The organism is Streptomyces sp. NPDC051018, assembly GCF_044456085.1.
In the GTDB taxonomy this organism is placed as follows: Bacteria; Actinomycetota; Actinomycetes; order Streptomycetales; family Streptomycetaceae; genus Streptomyces.
On the sequence record NZ_JBITFN010000041.1, the window covers coordinates 1 to 19,712 of the forward strand.

Consider the following 19,712-nt stretch of genomic DNA (forward strand, 5'->3'; position numbering starts at 1 on the left):
CGCCCGTCGAATACGAAACCAACTACTACACCGAACTCGCAAAACCCCAGGTCATCACCACAACCTGAGATCTCTACCGAACCCGGGGCGGTTCATCCTCAGGGCCAGGCTGAGCCTGCTGAGCACGGAGGAGGGCGGTCGTCGGACCGCCTTCTCCGGGCAGGGACAGCTGTCGCCGCTCTGGGATATCGGCAACAGCGCTGCCGATGGCGGACAGTCAGTGAACGTTGCGCGCCTGTGGGTGGAGGGTGCGCCCGGCCTGGCACCGGGAGAAGGTTCGATGGTCCGTTTGGCGCCACTCCGCCCGGAACAGTGGCGCCATGTGCAGCCTGGCGGTGTGATCACCATGCACGAGGGCAGGCCGGTTGTCGGCACGGCCGTGATCATCGAGGTCACACCGCCTTCCGTCCCTGGGCGCGAGGGAGATCTGTAGGCGCGATCTGCAGGGTGTCCGAGGCGCTTCGGGGGGTGCGGGTCCGTCCGGGCTGGTCGCGTAGCGACCGCAGATGGGAGGATGACCGGCATGACGGTCAACAGAAAGGCCCATGCCGCGTAGGCGGCCTGGGCGCGTCCGGGCCGAGTTGCCGGGCCGGCGCCGGAAGCATGACGACATCACGGCCATCCGCGGCCTCTCCTCGGCCGCACTCGCCGAGGTTCGACGGATCGAGCGTCAGAAGCAGTACCTGTGGCCGGGCTCGATCGGGTCGGCGATGGTGCGCTGGCGGAGCTTTGTCCACCAGCCGAATCGACGGTTGTGGGAGTACGAGAGCGGTGGCTGCACGGAGTGGGCCTGTTGCGGTGATCCGTAGCAGGCCCGCGAGTTCCTCGAAGCGGTGATGCTGGCGATGTCCCGCCGCCGGTCGCGTGAACTCCGCAGCCTCGTTGAGGCTTTGGACCGACGGTACTGATGCGAGGCATTACTGTCACTGCTCGGCATCAAGACCGGCCTCGGTACTGGTGTACTCACCCATTCAACTGTCGCGTGTTGGCCCGTCCGGCTCTGGAACTGCTACTGACCGTGACGTCTGACAGAGGCGGGGCTGATGTCAGAGGGAGTCCGGTTGGATGAGCCCGTGACTGTCTATGACGTAGCCCGCCGGCTTCCCACCATCGCTGACCTGCGGGACCTGTGCCGCTCGCTTGCGATGCTCGACGCGATCCTGGGCCCAGGACTGGGAAAGCCGGTACTACTCCTTCAACGCCGCTTGGGCTGAAGGCGGGGAGACGGCCTCGATGCGCAACGTTCAGGAGACGAGTACTCCATCGTGTTCTCGGCGGCCGGGTCTATGTCCGCGGCTTCAGCCACGAATCGCCGATGAGCCCATATGGCAACGACGGCGAGCCTTGGCCGGGAGTGATTGACGAGGTCCCTGGGGTCTTTCGGCCCTTCGTGGAGGAGCCGGCGTTCACCGACGAGGACGGCGTGCCCGTCGTAACAGCCTGCTTGTGGCGGGGGAAGACCGACGATCAGTGGCGCCACGGGACGATCGGCTTTCCCGCGGGCCGTGCCGATCCTGATGGGACGACTGGACTGTTCAATCTCCTGGTCGACCGTTCTCCGGAAGCGTTCCAGTCCTTCGCCGAGGACTACTACGAGGTCCCCGTGGACCTGGCAGCGGTGAGCCATGTGTATGCGCTGCGACCGCTGGACCAGGAACTCGTTTCGTCGCTGAATGATGAGGTCACCGTGGCGGTCCTGGCCCAGGACATCTCCGAAATCGGCTATCCGCGGCCGGGCCGAGAGTCGCTCTGACTGCTGCGCGTCTCGTTGGATCGCCTGTTCAACTGTGATCGGCCTGCCGGGGAGCCCAGCCGGACGGTGACCTCAGGTGATCACCGGCTGGCATAGCGGGTCCAGTTGTTGCCGGCCTGTGCAGCGAGCTTGGCCGTGGTGACCCGGTGATGGCTCAGAGCCTCCGCGACGACCGGGGCGGGCATCTCCAGGACGTGCTGCCGGATCGCGGCGGTGCGACCGGCGGTGGTGGGAATGCCGATGTCGTTGAGGAGCGCTGCCAGCACGTCGGGGTGGATCGGCTGCCTGGCCCGACGGCCCGGGAACAGCCACTGGCAGGCGTGGTTGGTAGCGGTGTTCATGGTGTCCCGGCTGTCGATCCAGCGGACAAGGAGTTCCGCGAGCGGTTCGGGAACGGGGGACGGCGGCGCGCCGCGTCATCCGCGGCGCACCCCCCTGGTGCGCCGCGTCGGCGGCGCACTCGTCGAGGCGGCCACGGCGTTGACCGGCGGCGACGGGGACGACGCGGCAGCGAAGGAGCGGTTCATGCTGGACCGCCTCCGGCTCATGGTCTCCACGCCTGCGCTATGGCCCCGGCAGCTGGACAGCCAGTACGCACTGCAACAAGCCGTCTTCGAGGCCCTCGGGGGCGATGCGACCGATCCCGAGGCAGCGTTCCACACACGGGCGGCGATCAGCGCCTTCCTGGCCGCGATGCATACGGCGCTGGCGCGCTGGGCCGAGGACGACGGCCGGACGAAACTGCCCGACCTGATCGCGCAGGCGCTCACCGCATCCTTCGGCCACGACGCCGTCGCCACCGGCCGGACGGACTGAAACGGTGGACGCCCGCCGTCACGACGGGCCCGTACCCGGCCGACGGGCGCCGTCCCTCCCGTGAACATCGCTGCGGCCCCGGTGTCGGGCTGCCTGCCGGGCAGGGGAAATCCTGGCAGGACGGACCGGTGGCCGGTGTGTGGGAGGGCGGGTCGGTGGGTCTTCCCGACGGCGGGGCACTTGGCGGGCAACCTGGTTGTAGACGGTACCTCTGGCCTGACCGTCGCACTGCCAAGACATGGAGTCCTGATGACGACCGCCCGCGATTTGATGATCACCGCCGTGGACGCAGCCGCTGACCGGCCGGTCAGCCAAGGCGAGCTGTCCCTCGCGCTGGCCGGTGCCGAACTCGTTGATCTGCTCGGTGAGGGGGCCGTCATCCTCGACGCTGATCTGATCGTGCCGGCGGGTCTGAGGGCTCTGGGTGATCCGTTGCTGGACCAGGCCACCGCATCGGTCACCCGCGACAAGCCGTATGAGTCGGTCGAGGACTGGCTGTGGCGCCGGGGCCGCGATCTGGTCGCTGCATATGCGGCCGCTCTCGCGGCTGAAGGCCAGCTCACGCGGCAGGGGCGTCGCTGGCTCTCGCTCCTCACCGGCAGGACTGTGGTGTCCAACACCGCGGAACACCAACACGCCAGGGAACGGTGGGCCGCGCACGAGCCCGCCCTTGCCGCACTCGCGGCCGCGGTAGGCATCGTGGCTGCAGACGCGAACGGGGACTCTCATCCGGTGGACGGTCCGGCGGGGATCGTCCTCGCCGGGGTCGCAGACGCAGTGACGGAGCTGGGGGCGCTACGCCAGCAGCGCTCGATCGAACAGGATGCCTTCGACAACATCTGGCGAGCTCCCTGATGCGTCTGGACACGGCATGGGGAGCGTCAGCTACGCCAACTTGCACCCCTCTTTGATCGCGTGGGCCGGGATCGTCACCGTCGTGCGCCCGTTCTCGGTTGCCGGGTCAGAGGGAGTGCCTTTTCCGCAGACGTCTTGCACAGCTATCGCTACTGTCGGCGGCCGTGCCTGCTGGCTGGTCGGCTGTGGGCGCCGGGCGGTTTCGGGACGGATGGCGTCCCGCTGAGTGCAACACCGTTGCGTTTGGCCACTGTTGGTGGCGTCAAGGCCGCCTTCCTTGATCATCTCGAAGTGAAGGGCGTATGCCTGGGTTTTTCTGGGATGCTTGCCGGTAGTGAACGTGTACTTGCTGTTGCGCTTGCGGACGCGGGCCTTCAGCCGCCAGCGTCGGCCCTTCGGCAGGAGGCCGGCCAGGGCGGCACGACCGATCGCCCCGACGAGGCCCATGGGGTCGGCCGGGGCGATGCCGCGGGCGGCCACGATCTGGTCAGCGGCGGCGTTGAGCAGCACGATCAGGCTGACGCGCTCCGCGGACAGGCCCGGCTGGGCCGTAACCAGGTCGTCCGCGGTCCGCACCAGCGCCTGGTAGACCGTCAGCAGGGCATAGACCTCCTGCTCGATGCCGGGGACCGTCCGCGAGCGCAGCAGCCGTCCGCCGAGGATGGTCGACTTCAGCGAGAAGTAGCAGGTCTCCGCCTGCCACCTGTGGTGATACAGCGTGATCAGCTCGTGGGCGGGGTAGCTCTCGGCGTCCAGGAGGCTGGTCATCAGCCGCCACAGCTCGGTGCGGCGGGTGCCGTCGGCCAGCTCGGTGGTCATCCAGGCTTCGGCGATCCGTACCCCGAGCCGTCCGCAGCCGCGCCCGGCCCGGTAATTCCCGGCGCAGACGGTCGTCAGGTAGGAGCCGTCCGGCAGCGGGCGGCGCACCGTCGGGCGCCGCTTGCGGGTCGGGTGCAGCAGGAAGGACGCGCCGGTGCCGGTCACTGCCTCCGCGGGCGTCCCGCAGGTCCCGACCTCCCTCCCGACGGTCCTCGATGCCCTGGAGGCGGACAACGAGTACCTCCAGGCGGGCGGCGTCTTCACGGCCGACCTGATCGGGACGTGGATCGACTGCAAGCGCACCAGCGAAATCGCCCCGATCCAGCTCCGCCCCCACCTGCACGAGTTCGATCTGTACTTCGACAGCTAACCGACTGAGGCCGCCGAACCCCATCTGACCTGCTGAAACGCAGCTCGGTTGGGGGTGCGGTGGTCTCTGTGGGACGTCTTGGGCGGCTTCTGGCCCGGGTGGTGTTCCCGTCCACGGACCAAGGATCCCCGACGGCCCCGACAGCCCCGGCCGGGCCATGTCGGTCTCGCTCCCGCGCACCGTCGTCGGCGACACTGCGGACTGTGGCTGATACGCGCGACCGCCGAGGCAAGGAGCAGGGCGGCCCGCCCGGCCCGGCCGACCAGTTACCGGCGCTGGACGAGGAACAGGTGCGGGTGCTGCGCAGGGTGGGGCGCGCGTGGGGGCGCGTTTCGGCCCCTCCCGAGGTGTGGCGCCGTGCTCTGCCGGTGGATCCCGATCTGGGGCGGTTCCCGCCCGCGGCCGAGATCCGCCCGGCCCGGTTCGGGCGGATGGTGCCTCTTCCTCCCCTCGGATCCCGCTCCACCGGAGAACAGGCCGGCACGCGGATCCCGCCGCCGGGGCCTGCGGTGGAACCCGGGGCGCGGATCCGCCGGCTGCTGCTGGGAGCGGCGCTGGAGAGCTCCGCCGTGGTGACCGAGCGGATGCGCAAGCTGGTGGCACTGCCCGTACTGTCCGCGGACGCGCTCTCCTCGGTCGCGTACGGTCCCGAGGCGATGCTCGCCGTCCTGGTCCTGGCCGGTGCGGCCGGACTCGCCTACTCCTTCCCCGTCGGCGGGGCCATCGTCGTGCTGATGCTGGCCGTCGGCCTGTCGTACCGTCAGACGATCCGGGCCTATCCGCACGGCGGCGGCTCGTACATCGTCGCGGGCGACAACCTGGGCCGGGTGCCCGGCCTGGTGGCCGCGGCCGGACTGCTGACCGACTACATCCTCACCGTGGCGGTGTCGATCGCCTCGGGGGTGGCGGCCATCACCTCGGCGGTCCCTTCCCTCGCGCCGGAGACCGTGCCCATCGGTGTCGGCGTGATCGTGCTGCTCCTCGCGGGCAATCTGCGCGGCATCCGGCAGGCGGGCGCCCTCTTCGCCGCGCCGACCTACGCCTTCGTCACCGCCATGTTCGCGCTTGTCGCCGCCGGTCTCGCCGACGCGGCGGGCCGGGACTTCCAGCCTCCTCCGGTCCCGCCACTGCCCATCACCGAGACCGTCGGGTTGCTCCTGATCATGCGTGCCTTCTCCTCGGGTGCCACGGCGATGACCGGTATCGAGGCGATCTCCAACGCCGTACCGGCGTTCCGCTCCGTCGAGTGGCGCAACGCCCGTACCACCCTGACGTGGATGGTGGCCCTGCTCATCACGATGTTCGCGGGAATCGTCGCCCTGATCCGTCTCACCGGCGTCGTGCCTACGGCCCAGGAGACCGTGCTCTCGCAGCTCGCGCGTCTGAGCTTCGGCCCGGGCTGGATGTACGCCTTCATCCAGACGGCCACCGCCGCGGTGCTGCTGCTGGCCGCGAACACTGCGTACAACGACTTCCCGAGGGTGCTTTCCCTCCTGGCACGCGACGGTTACGCGCCGCGCGCCTTCATGCGCCTGGGCGACCGGCTCGCCTACAGCAACGGCCTCGTCCTGCTCTCCTTCACCGCGGCTCTCGTCTTCGTCGCCTTCGACGGCCGGACCGGGGCCCTGATCCCGCTGTACGCCGTCGGTGTCTTCCTCGCGTTCACCCTCTCGCAGACCGGAATGGTCGTGCACTGGTGGCGGCTGCGCGACCGCCACTGGCGCAAGAGCATGGTCTTCAACGCCATCGGCGCCGTCCTGTCCGCCGTCGTCTTCCTCACCGCCGGCATCAGCAAGTTCACCTCGGGCGCCTGGGTCGCCATCGTCGCCGTCGCGCTGTTCCTCGTGGTGACCACCCGGATCCGGCGGCACTACGAATCGGCCCGGACAGCCCTCCGGCTGCGCCCGCACGCCGTCGAGCTGCCGGCCCACATCGCGCCGAGCCCGTCCCCCGGCCCCGGGTACCCCGCTCCGGCCGGACGGCGCCCCCGCGGCACCGGAGCGGACCAGGAGGGCGAGGAACTCCCCGAGGAGGTCCGGCACCTGGCCATCGTCGCCATCGCGACCCTGGACCTCGCCAGCATGCGCACCCTCGCCTACGCCGCCTCGCTCCAGCAGCCCGTCCTCGCCCTGCACATCAGCCTCTCCGAGGACGAGGCGCACCGGTTCCGCGATTACTGGACCCTGTGGGGCGAGCACCTCCCCCTGGAGATCCTCGTCTCGCCCTACCGGGCCGTGATCGCCCCCCTGGTCCACTATCTGGAAGCCCTCCACCACCAGCACCCGGACGTCACCCTCACCGTCGTCCTCCCCGAGATCGTCACCCGGCACCGCAGACACCAGATCCTCCACAGCCGCACCGCGACCCGCCTGCGCCACGCCCTGCGCCCGCTGCCCAAGATCGTCGTCACCTCCGTCCCCTTCCACCTGCCGTAGCCGCCGGGCGTACGGCACGGGTGCGGCCCTACCGTCACCGTCCGTGGTCCGCGGTCTGCGGTCCGTGGCCCCGCCCCCGCACCGTACGGACTGCGGCAGGCGCGTCACGCGGCCACCGGAGCGCGGATGCGTGTGCTGCGGCCCCTGTGTGTCCGCAGGTACGGGCCAGGCGGGCGAGGGGCCCGCCGGCCGCCCTCCCTCGGCTCCGGACGTGGCCGTACCGCCATACGCCCTACGGCCACGGCGCTCCCACGGGAGCCCGGCGCCGGGCGTCCGGAGCACACCACGGCCAGCAGACCCAGGGCGTAGAACGCCAGCGGGTACACGGCGAGACGGCCGTCCGGGGCGAACCCGCCGACGGCGAGCACGGTGAGCGCCGGCGCCACGGCTCCCAGACCGCAGACCACGAGCGACGGCGACCACCGGCCCTCGGGACCCAGGCCCGTCGGCAGCAGGAGCAGGGGGCCCTGCGCCCACAGGAGCACCAGGACGAGCGGGACCAGCACCACGGTCAGCAGGAGGATCCAGGGAAGGCGGAGCGCCAGCCACGGCAGGGATCCGACGGCCGGCTGGGGGGCGAGGCCCGTGGGGTAGAAGGCGAGGGCCACCAGGATCACGGGGATCATGTGCCACAGATAGACGGTCATGACCGCCCGGTTGAGGCGGGAGACCCGGGCCCACAGCCGGGGGCGGGCGAGCAGCCGCCGCAGGGCCGGTTCGGCCATGAGGACGAGGCCGGTCTGCGCCGCGGCGAACGCCAGCAGGGCGATCGAGGGCGGGTCGGTGTTCCCTACGCGCGTCCCCGCGCCGATCATGTCGACGGGGAAGGGCCCACGGCTGACCAGGGCGACGAGCACCGCACCTCCGGCCAGGGCCAGTGCACGGCAACGCCACCGGTGCCCGGTGAGCGTCCCGTCCTGCCACGCGAAGCCCCACTGGTGGACGGAACCCCACACCAGCAGATAGTTGGCGAAACCGACCACCGGGACATGCGGCCCGAGAACCAGTACATCGACCCCCGCCGCCCCGAGAGCCATCGCCGCGGGGACCACGGCCCCCCACCGCCGGTGCGCCGCGTGCAGGGCGGGCGTCAGCGCGATGAGCAGCAGATAGACCGGCAGGAACCACAGATGCAGGGCGACCAGCCAGCCGGCCAGCGACAGCGTGGACGGCTCGGCACCCGCGAGGCGGGCCGCGACGACGGCGAGCGCGCACACCGCGGCGTACAGCGCCGTCGGCCACAGCAGGCGTCCCGCTCGGCCGCGCACCCAGCACCACCAGTCCTGGCCGTCCTGCCGGTGGGCCGTCCAGGAGACCGCGTTGGCATATCCACCGACGAGGAAGAAGACCGGCATGACCTGGAGGATCAGCGTCAGCCAGCGGCCCCACCCGACGTAGCCGAGGGCGTCCTGCCCCGACAGCACCCCGTTGCGGTAGGTGACGTCGACCAGCAGCCAGTGACCGGTCACCACCGCACCGATGGCGCACACCCGCAGCAGATCCGCGGAGCGGTTCCGTTCCGTTCCCACACCTTCGATCATCGCGCGGTCCGGTGGGCCGGGGGCACCACGGGTGCGGGAGACGGCCGGGGGAAACGGCCGGCCGACGCGGAAGTCCGCGGAGCGCCGGGCCGGTGGCTCGTCCGGGCCCTCCAGGGTCATTCCTCGACGCGGATGATGCGCCTGCCACGGCTGTGCCTCGTTTCCTGATCGCGGTGGGCCGCCGCGATGTCCGCCAGGAGACATACGCGGTCCACGACCTCGCCGGGCCACGCCTCGCGGTGACGGCCGCCTCCGAGGGGCGGGTGACCCGGCTCGGCCTCAGAGGTCAGGCCTCCTGGACATGCGGATGGGTGATTGCCGGGTCCGGCCGTGGGGGGCTGGATCCGGCGACCACCCGTGGTGTGGTGCGATGGGTCAGGGGTGCCGGTGGTGGTTGTGCTGTTTGTGTGTGGTTACTTGTGGTGGGTGGGCTTCTTGCAGTGTTCGCTGCTTTTGATGGTGGTGGGGTCGGTGGCAGTGTGGGTGGTGCTGTCGCCGCCTCCGGTGACGGTGACGGTGTCGATGCCCTTGCGGGGTTCGCAGCCGCCGCCTCCGCGATGAAGACACCGTCACGACCGGCACCAGTCACCGAGTTGTCCGAGATCGTCGAACCCGTCAACGAGTTGGTGTCCAGCGAGACGCCGTCGCCCGACGTGCCGCTGATGGTGTTGTCACTGATCGTGACCTGACTGCTCCCGGGCGCCGTGGGTACGAACGCGGTGGTCGAGAAGATGCCGCGACCGCCGCCCTGGATGCTGTTGCCCTGAACCAGGAGTCCGGTGTTCTCGTTCGCTACGGCGATACCCTGCCGGACACTGTCGACGGTCTGGTTGTTCGTGATCTGGCTGCCCGTCGAGTGGAAGATGCCCACGAACGCACCGTCCTGGTGCGAGACGTTGTTGGTGATGCTGATGTCGGAGACGGTGAGGGAACCGGACTTGGTGATCAGGATCCCGTTGTCGTTGTTCTGGAAGAATACGGTGCTGTCGATTTCTGAGTGACAGCTGAGATTGTGGCGCGGAGCGCGCTTTCAGCAGAAGACGTAGATGCCGTACCGGTGGCCCGACGGGTTGAGGTGCGTCGGGGGATCCCGCATGAACGGGCCCCGTGGGAAGTGAGAGGGTCCAGGCGGGCAGCAGTTGGTCAGCGACGCGGCAGCAAGGAGTTGAGCCGCGCGAACAGCTGGTCGGCGCGGGCGATGGTGGTGGTGCCGATCTGGGGAGTGAGCGACGGCTGCTCGCGGAGGAGGACAGCGGCTGGCCTGGAAGTGCTTTCACCACCCGATCGGCCTCGCGATTCTTCACCGCGTGCGGCATGGCGCCCTTGAGGCTGCCATTGAGTGGGCACGGGAGCGGCCATGGCGTCGGTGACCGGCTGGCTGTGCCGGGACTGGCGGTTGGTGTTGGCGGTGGAGCCGGTGTCCGGTGTTCCCGCGGGCAGCGTAGCTCCGCGGGTGGAGCCATCACTCCGGCCCGTTTCCCCGCCGTGCAGTCCTCGCACGGGGTCCTGCTGGGCGTTGCAGCTTGTTCAAGCCCTGGTTCTGCTGGTGTGCTGTGAGGGGTGTTTCTCTGGTGAGATGCCGTTTGGTGGTCAGGTTGCGGTGTCCGTGCGTGCCAGGATGCCTTTCAGCAGGCCTGTGGCCTGTCCGACCTCGATGAGGTAGCCGTCCGGGTCGCGCATGTAGCAGCGCAGCTCGGCGCGCCGGTCGATGGGCGGGGTCAGGAACTCGGCTCCCTGGGCGCAGGCCGCCGCGTAGAAGCCGTGGATGTCCGCTACGCGTACGTTGAGGAAACTGGAGACGGTGTGGGGGTCCTGCGGTGTGCGCAGGACGACATCGGGTTTGTCGTCGGTGGGCCCGCCGCCGGGGTTCATGATGATCCAGCTGTTCGCGACCTTGACGATGCAGGGGTTCTCGTCCAGCACCACCCTTCCACCCAGTACGTCGGTGTAGAACGCCCGTGAGCGGGGGACGTCGCTGACCGTGAGGAAGTGTGTGAGCAGCAGGCCCTCTGCCGGTGCGGGAAGGTCCTCGGCTGACATGCCTTCGGAGATGAAATCGGACATATACCCAGCGTATGGCGGGGGCGGCGGCCCGGCATCCCCATCCGGCGGAGCCGGTCAACCGTCGTCCGGCCCCCGGCCGGACTCTTCTGCAGAGCCCGCCACGGGCGGATGGGGACACCCCCCGCTACCTTTTTGTGGCCCCGCAAGGGGGTGCCCGTCCCGGTCCGGTACGGCTGTGTGCCCCCTGTCGAAGTCGATGACCTGGGGGGTGTTGCCGCCGGGCTTCGGGGCACTGCTTGACCGCTGATGAGGGGCCTGACGACCATTCCGGTTCGGCGCAATGCCGGACCGCTTTACGGGTGGGGATGTCTGCGTAACGTGGTTGCCGGCGTGTGGTGCCGCAGGGACGGCCGGGAGTCGAGGAGACGAGAGGCAAGGGGCATGCGTACATGGTCGACACGACCGCGAGGCCTCTTCCTCGGCCTGGACCTGGGCAAAGAGTTCCACCACGTCCACGGCCGGACCGGGGACGGCAGAACCGTGCACGACAAGCGGCTGCCCAACACCGAACCAAGGCTGATGGAGCTGTTCACCAAAGTGGTGGCGAAGTTCGGCACCGTCCTGGTGGTCGTGGACCAGGTCGCCATTATCGGTGCGCTGCCGCTGACGGTGGCCCGTGCGGCTGGCTGCCGGGTCGCCTACCTGCCCGGTCTGTGGATGCGCCGGGTCGGTCTCGGCCGCCAACTCGGCTATGTACTGGTTGACTTCCGCCTCCAGCGCGGCGGCGAGCATGCGCCGGGCACCCTCTCGCACGATCTCGCCAATCAAGGATCCGGAGTCGGTGGATCCGTCGTCGGTGACTACGCTGAGCACGGGCGTGCCTTCCCGACCCGCGCTGCAACGCGGGCCTACTCGGAGACCATCAAAGGATCATTCGGGAAGGTACGCCCTCTGCGTCCCTCCCGGCACCGATCCACGGGTTCCGAGCATTGCTCTGGCCTCTTCTCCTTCGCCCCAGGTGGGCGCCTGCCGCGCAGGAACCCAGCCGCGCGACGCGATCGAACGCACGATGCCCGGGCACAGCGGTGTCCGGGCGGCGCCGGTGCCGGGCCGTCTTGCGCCCGGTGGGGGGTCATTCCGCCAGGCCGCGTTCCCGCAGTTCCCGCAGCGATTCCAGGAAGGGCTGGAAGCGCCGGGATCGTTTGGGGGCGACGGCGACCATGGTGTCGAAGGGTGAGTACTGGAAGCGGTCCACGAACAGGTTCGCGCTCCTGGGCAGTGTTGTGGGATCCAGGCCTTCCAGTTTGTCCCGGTGCAGCAGGAACTGGGTTTCGGGGTCTCTTCTGATGAGGTCCCCGGGCACCAGGTCGAAGGCGACGTCGGTGAACTCGGCCTCCGAGATGTCCAGAGCCCAGTCGACGGAGGCGTAGGCGTCCACGATCGCCCCTGTGGCGTACGGGTGCAGCTCGGAGCGTGCGGGCGCGAGAGGCATGGCGGCGACCAGAGGGCCGATCCTGCCCTTGAGGGTGACACGGGAGAAGACACACCCCCGGAGGCTCAGGGGCCCGCCCCTGACTGTCAGATGCTCGATCGTGATGTCCTCGAACCGGACTCCCGCGACGTAGCAGTTGTCGAGGGTGCACCGGGTCGCGGTGATATGCCGGGCGACCAGCGGGGGTTCCGGGTCGCCGAACTGGACCAGGGAGCAGACGATGAACACACAGCGGTCGAACCGGACATCCCGCACCACCCCCCCCGGCACCGTTCCACAGCCTGTCCTCGAACGTCCTGCCGCTCACCACCGTCGCCATCGCCCGCCCGCCTGCCGTCACCCGCCTGCCGTCACCCGCCTGCCGTCACCCGCCTGCCGTCACCCGCCTGCCGTCACCCGCCTGCCGTCACCCGCCTGCCGTCACCCGTCACCCGAGGATAGCGCCGACACTGCCGGCACCGACCATCGTGCACGTGATATCCAGATCCGCCGCACGGGCCGTCGGGGTCGGTTCCACGGTGGCCAGGGACACGGCAAAGCCGACACCGTAGGAGACGACGAAGGTTGCGTCCTGGGAAGTGGTGTACGGGTTCTCCCCTGATCCGGGTGTTTGTTCCGGCGTCGGAGTGAGGGTCCGGATATGAGAACGGCCACCGGCTGATCTTCGAAGTGTCGAAGCCTCGAAGGAGATCAGCACGATGACCGCACCGGACAGTCTGCCCCTGCACGCCCTCGCCGAGGACAATCTCGCCGCGGCGAGTCCCGATCTGCTGCGCGCGATGGTCAAGACGTTCGCCGAGGCCCTGATGTCCGCTGAGGCCGACGCCGTCTGCGGCGCGGAGTACGGGCAGGTCAGCGACGAGCGTGTCAACCACCGCAACGGCTACCGCCCGCGCGAGTGGGACACGAGGGCCGGGACCATCGACCTGGCCATCCCCAGGCTCCGGACCGGCAGTTACTTCCCGCACTGGCTCCTGGAGCGCCGACGGCGGGCCGAACAAGCTCTGATCTCGGTGGTCGCTACCGCCTACCTGTTGGGTGTCTCCACCCGCCGTGTTGAAAAGCTCGCCGAGAGCCTGGGGGTCACCCAGTTGTCGAAGTCCCAGGTCAGCGCAATGGCGAAGCACCTGGACGAGCAGGTCGCGGCCTTCCGCAACCGCCCGCTGGACGCCGGTCCGTATGCGTTCGTGTGGGCGGACGCGCTGACCCAGAAGGTCCGGGAGGGCGGCCGGATCGTCAACGTCCACGCGCTGATCGCGGTCGGGGTCAACGCCGACGGGCACCGCGAGATCCTCGGCATCGACGTCGCCACGACCGAGGACGGCGCCGGCTGGCTCGCCTTCCTGCGCTCACTGACCGCCCGCGGCCTGTCCGGTGTCCAGCTCGTCGTCTCCGACGCCCACACCGGCCTCGTCGACGCCATCGGCGCGGTCCTGCCCGGCGCCTCCTGGCAGCGCTGCCGCACCCACTACGCGAGAAATCTGCTGTCCCAGGTCCCGAAATCGGCCCAGCCGTGGGTCGCCACGCTCCTGCGGACCGTGTTCGAACAGCCTGACACCGCGGCAGTGAAAGCCCAGATGGCACACGTGCTGGATGCACTGGGGGCCAAGTTCCCCAAGGCCGCCGAGCATCTGGACACCGCCCGGCACGACCTGCTGGCCTTCACCGCCTTCCCGCGCGAGATCTGGCGGCAGATCTGGTCGAACAACCCGCAGGAACGGCTGAACAAGGAAATCAGGCGCCGCACCGACGTGGTCGGCATCTTCCCCGACCGCACCGCCCTGATCCGCCTGGTCGGCGCGGTCCTGGCCGAGCAGAATGACGAATGGACCGAGGCCCGCCGCTACATGGGCCGCGAAATCCTCGCCAAAGCCCGCCTCCACTCGATCGAGTCAGAAACCGACGACACCGACCTCCCCACCGAACTCACCGCATAACCTCACAACAAGATCACCGAGTGGCCGTCGATACACCACTCCAGCGGACGTGACCCACTCCCTGACCGGTGCTGAGACACGCCGGTCGGCAACCGCCTCGGCGCGTGTACGGGCTGCCCGGAGCGGCCCGCCGGTGCTCCAGGTTCCCGGACGGTCTCTGGGCGCAGGACGGACGGAAGGCATCAGAACACCAACTGGCCCCCGCTGGGGCAACCGGCCCCAACCGCCGCCCGTGACCACACGCCCGATGGCGCAACGAGCGGTTCACTGCTCCTCGTCGAGGCCCTGGACGTCGACAGGCTGCGTTCCGTTGAAGGTCACGAGGATTCCGTGGGGATCCGCCAGCCGGAGCCTGCTCTCCGTGAAACGGATTGCCCAGTTCCGGTCGGCCCACACCGTTGCTTCGGGAACTGCCAGCGGCAGCTCCGGAAGATCCAGCCAGCCCAGTTCCTCAGGTGTGAGTTCGAAGTGTGATTCCCGGAGCCGGGTGCGGCAGTACACCAGAGCCTGGTCGACGAGGACATCGAAACGGCTCACGACGTCGTGGGCGAATCGCAGGGTGGCCTCGTCCGGCGGGGTGGCCGGCTCGATCACCAGACTTACCCCGGTCCCGGTCCCGGCCGCGTCTGCCGGCTCCGGGAGGTAGCCGGTCCAGCAGGCGAGCGATGGAGGGCTCTCCATCCTTGTCAGCACGACTCCGGCGATATGCACGGCCGCAGGCAGCCTCGCGTCCACGCCGGGCCCTGCAGCGCCTGAGCTGCTCGGTGGTGCGCCGTTGTCGGACATCGGCTCAGCATAGGGCCGGCCTGGTCACGATGTTGATCGGCAGCCGGGGCACGTGGCCGTCGGCAGGGCCACTTGTGCCCCCGGCCCAAGCCCTGCTCGCGCGGTCTGCTGACCGTCCGTCGCGCCGTGCTGAACCGCTCACCGGGCCCGTTCACCACCGTTCGGCTACCGTGACAGTCCGACGGCCGCGTGGGCTGGCCGCAATGAAGGGCCTGTTCCTGACGCTGATGGGCCAGAACGGGGACCGCGGCCTGCCCGGCGGCAAGCCGAACTGGGGCCCGCAGGCCAGTCTCTGCTCGATCGCGTCCCGAGGGGCCTTTGACGCCGGCGACAGCGAAGGCAGCGACCGCAAGGCTGCCGTTGGAGCGTGTGGGCCTGCCGGCCGGCGTGCGGTTGATCGCCGCGCGGATACGCAGGCGCTCCCCCTGGAGCCGCTGGGTCATGCGAGGGCCTCCTCAGCGGACCGGGCGGCGGCGGCACAGAGGCTCATACGGCCGCCTTGAGCAGCAGATCTTCGTAGATCATCGGTTCGTCCTTCTCGACCACCGGGAATCCGACACCGTACGCGCCCTCCCAGCGGACCTCGATCCCCGGATTGGGTACGTCACTCCCATCGGGCAGGAACAGATGCGGGCTGCACCGGACCAGGTCGGTGCGGGAGACGGCGGCCTGGTCGGACAGGGCCCGGCGGGCCCGGCCGTCGTCCAGGGCCCTCGTGAGCGCGGCCACATCGACGACGCCGGTCGCCGCTGCGGCGTCCAGGATGACCTTGCGGTCGGTCACGCACTTCGACTCCGCCCAGAACGCCTTGCGGAGCGCGAGGTCAAGCCGCTCGGAGGCCGCCACGGACTGTTCCTTGGCCGCTTGGACCGCTTCCAGGGCCGGCAGGGTGGAGGAGGGGTAGAGCCAGTCCTTGGCCTGCCAGAGCTGCCAGCCCGCCGCCGGTTCCAGGGAGGCCATGCGGGCCACTTCGCTGTCGGTCCCCGGGCGGGGGCTGGGCGCGTCGTTGAGGAGTTCCAGCGGGAAGGCGCGCAGGTCGAAGCTGACCCGGTGCTCCAGCCCCAGGCGCGCACGTGTGGCGTGCAGACGGTGGACGGCGAGGTGCGCGAACGAGCACCAGATGTCCGAGAAGACGATGATGACGCCCGGGGGCGGGGTCAGGACGGTGTCGGTCACGGCGGTCTCCAAGGGGTGAGATGGGACAGGTCGCGGGGCAACTGCGCTCGGGCGCGGGAAGGTGGTCATCCGAGCTGGACGGCCAGCGAACCCGTGAGCAGCAGCGCCAGCCCCGACAGGCGTGGCACGGTGAGGTGCCGGGTCGGCAGCCGGAACATCCCCCGGTGGTCGATCAGGGCGGAAGTGAGCTGCTGGCCGGTCACGGTCAGGCCGACGGTGACGGCAGCGCCGATCTCGGGGATGAGGAGGAAGGTGCCGGTGACGTACCCTGCGGCACACACGCCGCCGAGCCAGCCCCACCACGGCATGCTCCGCAAGGGGGCCATTCGCGGCCCGGGCGTCCGTCCCGTCACCCGTAGCACCAGCAGAACGACGGTGATGGTGAGCGTGGCCACGGCGAAACTGAAGGCCGCCACCGTGACGGGAGCTCCCAGCCCATGGCGCAACTCGGCGTTGACCGCGCCCTGAACTGGCAGCACACCACCGGCGACGATCCCCAGGGCGATCCATCCGGCCCGGCCCAGGGCCGCCGGGGGAGCGCCGGGCGGCGCGGACGCGTTCTGCCCTTTGATGATCACGGCGATCCCGGCGAGGACTGCGGCCGCACCGAGGGCGATACCGGGACTCAGGCCCCTCGTCTCCAGCCCGAAAAGGCCGCCCAGGTCCAGGATCAGGGAGGAGAACATCTGCCCGGTGACGAACAGCCCGACGGCGGCCAGGGCTCCCAGGCGGGGGAGGAGCAGGATGCCGCTGGTGATGTAGAGGGGGCTGACCAGACCGCCCAGCAGATGCCACCACTGAACGCCGGGAAGTTCACCGAGCGCGCCGAGCGCCCCCGTCACCGCCGCCAGCACCACCAGCAGCCCGGTGGCCACACCCAGTTGAACCGTGGAGGCGCCGTATGGGGTGCCCACGGCCTTGTTCAGTTGCAGGTTGACCGAAGCCTGGACGGCCAGCAGGCACCCGACCAGCAGAGCTGCCGCGAGCAGCGCAGCGTTCATCTCTCGTTCTCCCACGTTCGGACCGAGGACCCAACCGGAGATCCAACGGCCAATCAAATGGACAGTCGTCCCAGTTAAGATAGACCTAGGCTGACAAACGGACAAGATGTCCACTTGATCTGGGAAGCCTTCCGCAAGTCCCCGAAAAGTAAGGTGAACCGCATGAGCGACAACGACGGCGGGAACACCGACCCGCACTCCGGCCCGTCCCCGGGCTCCCGCGGCGATCTCCAGGCCATGCCCCCGCCTGCGGACCCGCCCCGCCAACGCGCCGACGCCGTACGCAACCGCGCCCGCGTCCTGGCCGCCGCCGAACAGCTCTTCACCGCGCACGACCCGCACACGGTCACCATGGACCAGATCGCGAAGGCCGCGGGGGTCGGCCGCGGCACCCTCTACCGCTCCTTCTCCGACCGGTCCGCCGTCGCCATCGCCCTACTCGACGAGCACGAACGCCGTCTTCAAGGACAGATGATCTACGGTCCCCCGCCGCTGGGCCCCGGGGCGCCCCCCGCCGAACGGCTGGCCGCCTTCTACCTGGCCTCTCTGGACCTCCTGGAACGGCATCTGCCGCTTGCACTCGGCACCGAGACCGGCCCCGCCCGCTACCTCACCGGCTCCTACGGCTTCTGGCGCCTGCACGTACGCACACTTCTCCAGGCCGGTGGCGCCCCCGACCCCGACGCGCTCGCCGATGTCGCCCTGGGCCCCCTGGCCCCCGGGCTGTACCAGCACCAACGCCACACCCTGGGCATCTCCCACGAGCGCGTAGCCGAAGCTCTCTGCCTGCTGGCCCGACGCCTGCTGCCCTCCGCCCGGCCCTGAACCCGAGGCACTTCAACGCGGCGTTCTCCGACGGGAAGTGGCCGCGGGCCCTCACGGCCTTGCGCCTGCGGGCGTTGACGCTCTCGATCGCGTTCGTGCTGCAGTGCGATGCCACCTGCCCGCGATGAGCCCGTCGACGGACGCCGGTGTCAGCACGGGGACCTCGGGGGAGCCTTCCCGGGGGACGAGCCAGAGGGCGGGCAGCGAGATCGCGGTGCCCAGCCACGCGAGCGGCGAGGGGCGGTCCCCGAGCAGCAGCACCCCGACGAGGACCGGCAGGGCGATCCCGCTGAGCGCACTGACCGGTACGACGAGGCTCATCGCCCCGCGGCTCATTCCCCGGTAGAGAAAGAGCATTCCGATCGCGGTGCCGACGCCGGATAGCGTGCCCCAGACCACCTCTGCGGTACCGGGCACGGCGGGCGCATGAGGCAGGCTGCGGCCACTGCGAGCAGAAGATCACCGGCCTGCCCTGGCAGGGCGATCACGACGAAGTTCGCACGCCGTGACATCAGCCCGCCGGTGAAGTCCGCGACGCCGTAGAAGACCGCCGGCAACAGTGCGAAGACGGCCCCCACCATCAAGTCCTCCTTCCGTTCTGCCGCCCCGGCCGGACGGTCACCACGGGAGCACGCGGTGGGCGTCCCCCGCGCTCGGGCCAAGCCCTGCGTAGCTGGTGCCCGAGACGCTGGCACCGGGAATCGGCGGTGGAAATCAGCGAGGGCCCGGCGGGCCGGGCCCTTGCCCTGGCTGAACAGTGCTCAATGCACAGCGCGTCCAGCCCGGCTGCTTTGTCTATCCCTGGGAAAGTGACGATCCTGGTAGGCGGAGTCAGCTCGGGCGAGTTGTCGGCTTCCCCAGAAGCGCGGCTTCCGGTTCTCACGGATCTCGAAGTCCATCGCATCCCCGGAGGTCGGGTGTTGCGAGACCGCTAGAACCAAAGCCCGGCCCCCGGGGCGCTCGCCCGACCACGCCCCGGCTCCCTTCCCCGGTACCGTCGATCACCCGGGCGGGGTGAGCCGTGCTGGCCTCGGTGAGCCACCGCTCCAGAACGGGCCGGTCGGGCAGGGGCACCGGCGCCTCCGCACGACGGGTGGCCGGCACACGACCTGCCGGCACGAGGTTTGGGCGGGTGCCGAAGGGCCCGTGCTCGCCTGGGCCCGGCGGCGCCGAGCTGCGCGGCACCGCCCTTGCGCCGGTGGGGGAGAGGGATCACTGGGCCGGCCCCGGGGTCGGACATCCGGTATGCCGGGTCCCGTGGTCCCGGCCGCCCCGCCCTTCTCCCGCGTACACGCTGACCGGAGCGAGCGCGGGTGCGTGACTCCGCGGGCGATCTCTCGGGTTGGTGTCGGTGGTGGTGAGAGTCGGTCGTGCTGGTCCAGGGGTTGGTGTTACGGGGCTGGTCAGTGGGGGTTTGTGGGTGGGTTGGCCGCTGTCATGAGGTGAGAGATTGAGGGCCGGGATCGCTGTCGTGGGGCTTTATCCCATGGCGGGTGATGCTGTCTCGGGTTCGAGAGTTCTTATGCGGTGGGGTGGGGAGGCCGGTGTGACCGTGGAGCGGATCGAGAGGTAAGGGCCGGGGACACCGTACGCTCGGAAACACCCGCCATCTCAGCGACCGCACACACGTGCCGGGTAGCCGGTTCCCCCGCCTCCTGCCGCTCCAGCAGACGACGCACCACCAACGCCCTCGGCTGACGCTGGCTGGAGCAGGCGAAGGCGACTGGGCGGGTGGAGGCCGGTGCCCGCCGAGGGTATGCGGTGTCGGACGAGGTGTGCCGGGCGAGGTGGGAGGGAATGTCGCCGAGCCGCGTGGCCGGCTGGCTGCCTCCGAGGACGGGTCGGGGGTGCCGTCGGCGTCGGCGTTGCATCGGGTGATCCGCCGTGTTCGCCGGGCGGGCC

General features: G+C 69.9%; 14 protein-coding genes and 6 pseudogenes. 9 read left to right on the forward strand and 11 right to left on the reverse strand.

The annotated features are described in order from the left end of the window. Positions 1 to 1,043: 1,043 nt before the first annotated feature. Positions 1,044 to 1,753, forward strand: a pseudogene (locus tag ACIBCM_RS35005) (hypothetical protein). An 80-nt stretch (positions 1,754 to 1,833) separates the two neighbouring features. On the opposite strand, the gene ACIBCM_RS35010 reads toward ACIBCM_RS35005, so the two are convergent. Then, positions 1,834 to 2,094, reverse strand: a complete 261-nt coding sequence (locus ACIBCM_RS35010; protein WP_399250467.1) for a hypothetical protein — start codon at positions 2,092 to 2,094, stop codon at positions 1,834 to 1,836. On the opposite strand from ACIBCM_RS35010, the gene ACIBCM_RS35015 reads away from it, so the two are divergent. Continuing rightward, on the forward strand, positions 2,093 to 2,569 hold the full coding sequence (locus ACIBCM_RS35015; RefSeq protein ID WP_399250485.1) for a hypothetical protein: 477 nt from the start codon (positions 2,093 to 2,095) through the stop codon (positions 2,567 to 2,569). The two genes, ACIBCM_RS35010 and ACIBCM_RS35015, sit on opposite strands and share 2 nt — an antisense overlap. A 249-nt stretch (positions 2,570 to 2,818) precedes the next feature. Next, positions 2,819 to 3,424, forward strand: coding sequence for a GPP34 family phosphoprotein (locus ACIBCM_RS35020; protein WP_399250469.1), 606 nt, complete (start codon positions 2,819 to 2,821; stop codon positions 3,422 to 3,424). A 30-nt stretch (positions 3,425 to 3,454) separates the two neighbouring features. On the opposite strand, the gene ACIBCM_RS35025 is transcribed toward ACIBCM_RS35020, so the two are convergent. After that, positions 3,455 to 4,408, reverse strand: a complete 954-nt coding sequence (locus tag ACIBCM_RS35025) for a transposase (protein ID WP_399250471.1) — start codon at positions 4,406 to 4,408, stop codon at positions 3,455 to 3,457. A 7-nt stretch (positions 4,409 to 4,415) separates the two neighbouring features. On the opposite strand from ACIBCM_RS35025, the pseudogene ACIBCM_RS35030 reads away from it, so the two are divergent. Next, positions 4,416 to 4,613: pseudogene (locus ACIBCM_RS35030) on the forward strand (type I glutamate--ammonia ligase); the annotation flags it as partial. 584 nt (positions 4,614 to 5,197) lie between these two features. Next, positions 5,198 to 7,048, forward strand: coding sequence for an APC family permease (locus tag ACIBCM_RS35035; RefSeq protein ID WP_399250487.1), 1,851 nt, complete (start codon positions 5,198 to 5,200; stop codon positions 7,046 to 7,048). 104 nt (positions 7,049 to 7,152) lie between these two features. On the opposite strand, the gene ACIBCM_RS35040 is transcribed toward ACIBCM_RS35035, so the two are convergent. The 3 genes from ACIBCM_RS35040 to ACIBCM_RS35050 form a co-directional block, all read right to left on the reverse strand. Further along, positions 7,153 to 8,577 (reverse strand): acyltransferase, encoded by a 1,425-nt coding sequence (locus tag ACIBCM_RS35040; RefSeq protein WP_399250473.1) that lies wholly within the window; start codon positions 8,575 to 8,577, stop codon positions 7,153 to 7,155. Between the two features lie 298 nt (positions 8,578 to 8,875). Beyond that, positions 8,876 to 9,580: a right-handed parallel beta-helix repeat-containing protein gene (locus ACIBCM_RS35045; RefSeq protein WP_399250489.1), complete on the reverse strand. Its 705-nt coding sequence runs from the start codon at positions 9,578 to 9,580 to the stop codon at positions 8,876 to 8,878. A gap of 599 nt (positions 9,581 to 10,179) precedes the next feature. Next, complete coding sequence (locus tag ACIBCM_RS35050) at positions 10,180 to 10,629, reverse strand: VOC family protein (RefSeq protein WP_399250491.1); 450 nt, start codon at positions 10,627 to 10,629, stop codon at positions 10,180 to 10,182. A gap of 405 nt (positions 10,630 to 11,034) precedes the next feature. On the opposite strand from ACIBCM_RS35050, the pseudogene ACIBCM_RS35055 reads away from it, so the two are divergent. Beyond that, positions 11,035 to 11,322, forward strand: a pseudogene (locus ACIBCM_RS35055) (transposase); the annotation flags it as partial. Positions 11,323 to 11,725: 403 nt separating this feature from the next. On the opposite strand, the gene ACIBCM_RS35060 reads toward ACIBCM_RS35055, so the two are convergent. Beyond that, complete coding sequence (locus ACIBCM_RS35060) at positions 11,726 to 12,343, reverse strand: hypothetical protein (protein WP_399250475.1); 618 nt, start codon at positions 12,341 to 12,343, stop codon at positions 11,726 to 11,728. 440 nt (positions 12,344 to 12,783) lie between these two features. Between ACIBCM_RS35060 and ACIBCM_RS35065 the strand changes: the two genes are divergently transcribed. Continuing rightward, positions 12,784 to 14,022, forward strand: a complete 1,239-nt coding sequence (locus ACIBCM_RS35065; RefSeq protein WP_399250477.1) for an IS256 family transposase — start codon at positions 12,784 to 12,786, stop codon at positions 14,020 to 14,022. Between the two features lie 264 nt (positions 14,023 to 14,286). On the opposite strand, the gene ACIBCM_RS35070 is transcribed toward ACIBCM_RS35065, so the two are convergent. Next, positions 14,287 to 14,808, reverse strand: a complete 522-nt coding sequence (locus ACIBCM_RS35070) for a hypothetical protein (protein WP_399250479.1) — start codon at positions 14,806 to 14,808, stop codon at positions 14,287 to 14,289. Between the two features lie 176 nt (positions 14,809 to 14,984). Here ACIBCM_RS35070 and ACIBCM_RS35075 point away from each other — a divergent pair. After that, positions 14,985 to 15,130 (forward strand): annotated as a pseudogene (locus tag ACIBCM_RS35075) (aminoglycoside phosphotransferase); the annotation flags it as partial. Between the two features lie 164 nt (positions 15,131 to 15,294). Here the strand turns inward: ACIBCM_RS35075 and ACIBCM_RS35080 are convergent. Then, entirely contained in the window at positions 15,295 to 15,984 is a 690-nt protein-coding gene (locus ACIBCM_RS35080) for a DsbA family protein (protein WP_399250481.1), read from the reverse strand. 65 nt (positions 15,985 to 16,049) lie between these two features. Further along, positions 16,050 to 16,985 carry a DMT family transporter gene (locus ACIBCM_RS35085; protein WP_399250482.1) on the reverse strand — a complete coding sequence of 312 codons (936 nt, stop codon included), beginning with the start codon at positions 16,983 to 16,985 and terminating at the stop codon, positions 16,050 to 16,052. 162 nt (positions 16,986 to 17,147) lie between these two features. Here ACIBCM_RS35085 and ACIBCM_RS35090 point away from each other — a divergent pair, with 162 nt between their 5' ends. Beyond that, positions 17,148 to 17,810 carry a TetR/AcrR family transcriptional regulator gene (locus tag ACIBCM_RS35090; RefSeq protein ID WP_399250484.1) on the forward strand — a complete coding sequence of 221 codons (663 nt, stop codon included), beginning with the start codon at positions 17,148 to 17,150 and terminating at the stop codon, positions 17,808 to 17,810. Positions 17,811 to 17,814: 4 nt separating this feature from the next. Here ACIBCM_RS35090 and ACIBCM_RS35095 read toward each other — a convergent pair. Together ACIBCM_RS35095 and ACIBCM_RS35100 are read right to left on the reverse strand one after the other, a co-directional pair. Further along, positions 17,815 to 17,910: pseudogene (locus ACIBCM_RS35095) on the reverse strand (transposase); the annotation flags it as partial. Between the two features lie 95 nt (positions 17,911 to 18,005). Beyond that, positions 18,006 to 18,227: pseudogene (locus ACIBCM_RS35100) on the reverse strand (multidrug DMT transporter permease); the annotation flags it as partial. Between the last annotated feature and the right edge of the window lie 1,485 nt (positions 18,228 to 19,712).

Coding starts and splice junctions, on each gene's coding strand:
- ACIBCM_RS35085 (WP_399250482.1), bottom strand. CDS start 16,985: ATGAACGCTGCGCTGCTCGCGGCAGCTCTGCTGGTCGGGTGCCTGCTG.
- ACIBCM_RS35065 (WP_399250477.1), top strand. CDS start 12,784: ATGACCGCACCGGACAGTCTGCCCCTGCACGCCCTCGCCGAGGACAAT.
- ACIBCM_RS35050 (WP_399250491.1), bottom strand. CDS start 10,629: ATGTCAGCCGAGGACCTTCCCGCACCGGCAGAGGGCCTGCTGCTCACA.
- ACIBCM_RS35035 (WP_399250487.1), top strand. CDS start 5,198: ATGCGCAAGCTGGTGGCACTGCCCGTACTGTCCGCGGACGCGCTCTCC.
- ACIBCM_RS35070 (WP_399250479.1), bottom strand. CDS start 14,808: ATGTCCGACAACGGCGCACCACCGAGCAGCTCAGGCGCTGCAGGGCCC.
- ACIBCM_RS35090 (WP_399250484.1), top strand. CDS start 17,148: ATGAGCGACAACGACGGCGGGAACACCGACCCGCACTCCGGCCCGTCC.
- ACIBCM_RS35010 (WP_399250467.1), bottom strand. CDS start 2,094: ATGAACACCGCTACCAACCACGCCTGCCAGTGGCTGTTCCCGGGCCGT.
- ACIBCM_RS35015 (WP_399250485.1), top strand. CDS start 2,093: ATGGTGTCCCGGCTGTCGATCCAGCGGACAAGGAGTTCCGCGAGCGGT.
- ACIBCM_RS35020 (WP_399250469.1), top strand. CDS start 2,819: ATGACGACCGCCCGCGATTTGATGATCACCGCCGTGGACGCAGCCGCT.